Below are 4,486 nucleotides of genomic sequence, written 5' to 3'. Positions count from 1 at the left end.
TGTGGCGCGCGGCAATGGCCTGGCTCACCAAAGCCGCCAGCTCGTTGAGCAACTGCTGCTCCTCGGCGCTGAACGAGCGCGCCTGCCGGTCGATAACGCAGAGCGTGCCCAGCGGCTGCTGGTCGGGCAGCAGTAGCAGCGCGCCGGCATAAAAGCGCAGCCCGTTATCGACGGCGGCGGTCAGGGCTTCGGCCGGAATGGCGGCGCCGGGCTCCAGCACGAGGTCGTGGTACACCACGGCCCGGGCTTGCTGAATAGCCGTGGAGCAGAGCGCGCACACGCGCGGCTGCCAGCGGTGGTGGGGCAGGCCGCAATTGGCGGGGTAATGCACGGCGTCTTCTTCCACCACGGCAATCAGCGAGATGGGCAGGCGGAAAACCTGGGCCGTAAGGGCCACAAACTCGTCGAATACCGGCTCGGTGAGAGCCGGCAGCACGTCGAAGGCGCGCAGGCTGCGCAACCGCGCGGTTTCGGTAGCCGGCAGTGGCGCGGCGGAAGGGGAGGGCATCATCGGGGCGATTCGGGGCGCGGTACGGCGCAAACATAAAGCATTAGCCCGACGCGGCCCGTCGGCTGGCTATGCCAAATTGTGTGCGGCCGCCCTACGGCTCAAGATGCTGCCACAGAAACTGCCACAGAACATAAACAAAAAGGCCCTCACATCGCTGTGAGGGCCTTTTTTGTGGTCGCATAAGGAGTCGAACCTTAAACCTTCTGATTCGTAGTCAGATGCTCTATCCAATTGAGCTATGCAACCCTTTCCCCGTGTTGGGAGCACAAAGGTAGGACGGAAAAAATCGGCTTTGCAAACAGTGTGCGCATTTTTCTGCAAGAAAAGTGCGGCTGCGGCAGCAAGTGACTAATAATCAGTCGGAGATTTTTTCATCATTTTGACTGCTACCCTGGCGCAGCACCCGCTGTAGGGCCCGGTTGAAGACGAAATACAGCCCAAACAGCGACGCCGCCACCAGTCCAACCAGCACCAGTTTGCTCAGGGTGCCCTCGTCAGGGTCCTTCAGCAGGGCTAGAACATTGGAGGCTTCGGTGCCGAGCCAGTAAAAAAACAGGCTGCGCGGCAGCATGCCCAGCACCGAGGCCGCCAGAAACCGCCGCCGAGGCACGCCCACAATGGCCAGCACAAACGTCATGAGCGCAAACGGCAGCACCGGCGAGAGGCGCGTGAGCAGGATGAGCTGCCAGCTCTGGTTCTGCAGTTCGCTCAGCACGGCCTCGGCTTTGGGGAACAGATGCAGGAAGTGGCGCAGCTTGCCGTGGTCGAGGCGCAGGGCCAGTTCGTAGCCGATGGCGGCGGCCAGCGCGTAGGCCAGCACCATGCCCGGCAGCCCGGCCCAGCCAAAGTAGTAGCCCGTCACGATGGCCACGAACGTGGTGGGGGTGAGCGCAAATGCCATCGTGCAGGCAATAACCACGAAATACAGCACCGCCTGCCCCGTACTGAGATGGTGCAGCAAGTCTTGGTGGGTGGCTAGCACCCCCAGCAGCGAAGCCGAGCCCAGCAGCGGCACGGCCACCAGCAGCAGCATGGTGAGCAGCGTGGAGAAGTTTTTCTGAAAAAGCTCGCGCAGGACTTGAAACATAGGCGTGGGGCGAAACCCGGCCGTGCGGTGGCCGGGTTTCAGGCTGCAAGTACGCAGAAACCGCGCCCGAAGCCGCCCGTGCCGCCACCTGCCCCGAGCCCAGCCAGCCATTTCCGATTATTCCCCGACCTTTGCCGGCGGCCCGCGCGGGCCCTCCACTCATACAGCCCACCCATGAAATTCGCCACCAAAGCCATTCACGCCGGCGTGCACCCCGACCCCGCCACCGGGGCCATCATGACGCCCATCTATCAGACTTCGACCTACGTGCAGACCTCGCCCGGCAAGAACATGGGCTTCGAGTACTCGCGCACGCACAACCCCACCCGCTCGCAGCTGCAGGCCGCCGTGGCCGCCCTCGACAACGGCAAGCACGGCATCGCCTTCGCCTCGGGCATGGCCGCCATCGACTGCGTGATGAAGCTGCTCAAGCCCGGCGACGAGGTGATTTCGACCAACGACCTCTACGGCGGCTCCTACCGCCTGTTCACGAAAGTGTACGAGCCCTTCGGCATCAAATTTCACTTCGTGCCCATGCACGACATGGAGGCCGTAAAGGCCGTGGTGAGCGAGAAAACCAAGCTCATCTGGGTCGAAACGCCCACCAACCCACTTCTGAACGTCATTGACATTGCCGCCGCCGCCGCCGTGGCTAAGGAGGCCGGGGCGCTGCTGGCCGTCGATAACACTTTCTCGACGCCCTACCTGCAAACGCCGATGGACTTCGGGGCCGACATCGTGATGTATTCGCTGACCAAGTACATGGCCGGCCACTCCGACACCGTAATGGGCGCGCTGGTGGTGAACGACGACGACCTGCACGAGCGCCTGAGCTTCTACCAGAATGCCTGCGGCGGCACGCCCGGCCCCCAGGACTGCTTTCTGGTGCTGCGCGGGCTCAAAACCCTGCACATCCGCATGCAGCGGCACTGCGAAAACGGCCGCGCCGTGGCCGAGTACCTGCGCCAGCACCCCAAGGTGGAGAAGGTATACTGGCCCGGCTTCGACAACCACCCCAACCACATGGTGGCCGCCAGGCAGATGCGCGACTTCGGCGGCATGATTTCCTTCGTGCTGAAGGGCGACCGCCAAGAGGATGCCATTGCCGTGCTCGAGAAGTTCCAGTACTTCACCCTGGCCGAAAGCCTGGGCGGCGTGGAAAGCCTGAGCGGCCACCCCGCCACCATGACGCACGCCAGCATTCCGGCCGAGCAGCGCCGCAAGTCGGGCCTGAGCGACTCGCTCATCCGCCTGAGCGTGGGCATTGAGGATGCCGAGGACCTGATTGCCGATTTGGCCCAGGCTATCGGGTAGGCGCATACGGGGTTGCCCCGCTTGCGCGTTGGAAACGCCGGGCTGCCTTTGCGGGCGGTTCGGCGTTTTTGCTTTTCATTTGCCGAACTACTTAGCCTTCTTTTATGCCCTTTCCGCTACTGTTGCCTGCCCGTTTGCTTGCCGGAGTGCTCCGGCGCCTAGTATTGCTCATGATATGCGGCTGCCCGCTGCTCGGCTGGGCGCAAGTGTCGGGCAACGCGGTGCTGGAGTCGCGCCGCCGTGGCTACTCCGGCGAACCTGCGCCAGCAGCCACCTTGCCCGATAAGCTGTTTCTGACCGACAGCACTTTCGTGCTAGGGGCCAATGTGATGCAGCATGTGCGGGCCGATAGTTACGTGGCCGTATTTGGGCTGCGGCAGGAAGCCACGACGGTGAGTGCCGCCGAGAAACGGCTGGCTGCCCGCGTGCAGCATTTCACCGGGCGCTTGCGGCAGCTGGGTATTGATGGAAAAGACGTTTATACCGACATCATCACGCAGCAGCGCATCAAGGACTTGCGGGCCGTGAAAGACCGCGAAGCGAATGCGTTTGTCAATTTTCACGCCGAGGAGTACGTGCGGGGTTTCGAGTCGACGCGCAATGTCGTTGTCTCATTCCGGCGCATCAGCCTGCTGAACGAAATGCTGGTGGCGGCCGCCGCCGACAGCGTATTCGACTTGGTGAAAGTGGATTACATCGTCAACAAACCAGAAGAGGTGTACGATAATTTGTTTAAGGCAGCGGCGGAAGTCATCAACCGTAAAAAAGAAAAGTACCTGCTGCTGACAACGGCCCGCCTACGGCCCGCGGCGCAGCCTTATGCCGAGCAGTTTTCGTCCTTTGTGCCGGCCGGGCAGTACCAAACCTATGAGGCTGTCATTGCCACACCATTCGTTTATGACTACCGGCAGAACTACAGCTACAAGGGCCTGCGGACGCTTACCACGTATTACTACAGCCCACCCAGCGCCGACGGGTTCGACCGGGTTATCAACCCGGTGGTAGTGGAGCCCGCCGTGACCTACACCTTGGCCATTCAGGTCAAATACACCACGGCACGCAAGTAATATGGCTACTCGGCCGCCCGTTCCCATCGAAACCCTGCCGCTCTTCGCCGAGCTCGACCGCCTGCTGCTGGAGCTGCTGCGGAGCCTCACGCCTGAGGACTGGCAGCGCCCCACGCTGGCCCGGCAGTGGACGGTGAAAGACATTGCCGCGCACCTGCTCGATGGCAACCTGCGTACGCTCTCGATGCTGCGCGACGGCTACTACGGCGAAGCGCCGCCGGCCGATACCAGCTACGGCGGCCTCGTGGGCTACCTCAACGGCCTGAATGCTGATTGGGTGCAGGCGGCCCGCCGCCTGAGCCCGGCCGTGCTGGTAGAGCTGCTGGCGCAGTCGGGGGCCGAATACACGGCCTACCTCCACACCCTCGACCCCTGGGCCCCGGCCGCCTGGCCCGTGGCCTGGGCCGGCGAAACGGAGTCGCTGAACTGGTTTCACGTGGCCCGCGACTATACCGAAAAGTGGCACCACCAGCAGCAAATCCGCGCAGCCGTGGGCCAGACCGCGCC

5 protein-coding genes and 1 tRNA gene are annotated in these 4,486 nt (G+C 63.0%); 3 read left to right on the top strand and 3 right to left on the bottom strand.

What is annotated here, in order from left to right; translation table 11 throughout:
• The 3 genes from ACYVDE_RS15320 to ACYVDE_RS15310 form a co-directional block, all read right to left on the bottom strand.
• Positions 1-511: GAF domain-containing protein (locus ACYVDE_RS15320; protein WP_460502409.1), on the bottom strand; the 511-nt coding region annotated here is incomplete at its 3' end.
• A gap of 172 nt (positions 512-683) precedes the next feature.
• Positions 684-757: transfer RNA gene (locus ACYVDE_RS15315), tRNA-Arg, on the bottom strand.
• Positions 758-866: 109 nt separating this feature from the next.
• Positions 867-1,598 (bottom strand): TVP38/TMEM64 family protein, encoded by a 732-nt coding sequence (locus tag ACYVDE_RS15310; RefSeq protein WP_460502408.1) that lies wholly within the window; start codon positions 1,596-1,598, stop codon positions 867-869.
• Between the two features lie 174 nt (positions 1,599-1,772).
• Between ACYVDE_RS15310 and ACYVDE_RS15305 the strand changes: the two genes are divergently transcribed.
• From ACYVDE_RS15305 to ACYVDE_RS15295, 3 genes are all read left to right on the top strand, one after another.
• Positions 1,773-2,912, top strand: coding sequence for a trans-sulfuration enzyme family protein (locus ACYVDE_RS15305; RefSeq protein ID WP_460502407.1), 1,140 nt, complete (start codon positions 1,773-1,775; stop codon positions 2,910-2,912).
• A 170-nt stretch (positions 2,913-3,082) separates the two neighbouring features.
• Entirely contained in the window at positions 3,083-3,979 is an 897-nt protein-coding gene (locus tag ACYVDE_RS15300) for an SIMPL domain-containing protein (RefSeq protein ID WP_460502406.1), read from the top strand.
• A 1-nt stretch (position 3,980) separates the two neighbouring features.
• A partial coding sequence (locus ACYVDE_RS15295) for a maleylpyruvate isomerase N-terminal domain-containing protein (protein WP_460502405.1) occupies positions 3,981-4,486 on the top strand: 506 nt, incomplete at its 3' end.

It is taken from the genome of Hymenobacter agri, assembly GCF_054778495.1.
Note: the sequence above shows the minus strand (reverse complement) of the source record. Positions and strands in the feature narration are given on the sequence as shown.